Origin of the sequence: Streptomyces sp. SA15 (assembly GCF_002291145.1) — a bacterium.
In the GTDB taxonomy this organism is placed as follows: Bacteria; Actinomycetota; Actinomycetes; order Streptomycetales; family Streptomycetaceae; genus Streptomyces.
Genome location: NZ_NTGE01000103.1, coordinates 1 through 1,231, shown reverse-complemented (window position 1 = coordinate 1,231; position 1,231 = coordinate 1). Strand labels below are relative to the sequence as shown.

General features: G+C 66.6%; 1 protein-coding gene. It reads left to right on the top strand.

Annotated features, from left to right (window positions below; genetic code table 11):
* Positions 1-149 precede the first annotated feature (149 nt).
* Positions 150-1,163, top strand: a complete 1,014-nt coding sequence (locus tag CLM62_RS23690; protein WP_095751918.1) for an NADP-dependent oxidoreductase — start codon at positions 150-152, stop codon at positions 1,161-1,163.
* Positions 1,164-1,231 lie beyond the last annotated feature (68 nt).

Below are 1,231 nucleotides of genomic sequence, written 5' to 3'. Positions count from 1 at the left end.
ACCTCACCTGAGTTTACTTTTCCATACCCAGGAAGTAGCGTCGTGGCCAGCACATCAACCCGGCCGCAACGCGAGAAACGGGCGCGCAGGGGGACCTGCGCGAAGAATCACATCGACCACTGGAACACCCAGATAGAAAGGCGGCCGGCATGAAGGCATTCGTCGTCGAGAAGTACGGCAAGGACGGCGCGCGCGCCGCCGAAGTACCCGAGCCCACCGTCGGAGACCGTGACGTCCTGGTCAAAGTGAGCGCCGCCAGCATCAACCCGCTGGACAAAATGATCCGCAACGGGGAGTTCAAGCAGCTCATCAAGCACAAGCTCCCGTTCGTGCTCGGCCACGACGTGGCCGGCGTCGTGACGCGCGTCGGCTCCGCCGTCCACGGCCTCAAAGTCGGCGACGAGGTCTACGCCCGTCCGCGCGACCTGCGGATCGGAGGCTTCGCGGAGTTCATCGCGATCGACATGGACGACGTCGCGCCCAAGCCGGCCTCCCTCACCCTCCACGAGGCAGCCGCGGTGCCGCTGGTCGCCCTGGCCGCCTGGCAGATTCTCGTCGACAAGGCCCACGTGAAGCCGGGGCAGAAGGTGCTCATCCACGCCGGTGCCGGTGGCCTCGGCTCGACAGTCATCCAGCTCGCCAAGCACCTCGGCGCCACCGTGGCCACGACCACGGACACCGACACCGAGAAGTTGGCCAGGAGCCTCGGCGCCGACATCGTCGTCGACTACACCAAGGAAGACTTCTCGAAGTCGCTGTCCGGCTACGACCTCGTGCTGGACTCCCTGGGCGGAGCGAACCTCGAGAAGTCGCTGACCGTACTGAAGCCCGGCGGCCTGGCCATCAGCGTCGTCGGCCCACCGGACGCCCGCTTCGCCAAGCAGCTCGGCGCCCCCTCCTTCCTGGGCCTGGTCATGAACGTGCTCAGCCGCAAGGTGCGGAAGCAGGCCAGGGCGCTGGGCGTGCGCTACCAGTTCTTCTTCATGCAGGCCAACGGCTCCCAGCTGCGCAAAATCGGCGCCCTCTACGACAGCGGAAAGCTCCGCCCGGTCATCGACAGCACCTTCCCCTTCGACCAGACGCTCAAGGCGATGGCACACGTCGAACAGGGCCGCACCAAGGCCGGCAAGGTCGTGGTCTCGATGGTGCCCGACAACGACTGAGAACCGTCCGGCCGCAGACCCTCCGTCCGGCACGGTCACCGGAGGAGAGACGACGCCGTCGGCGATCC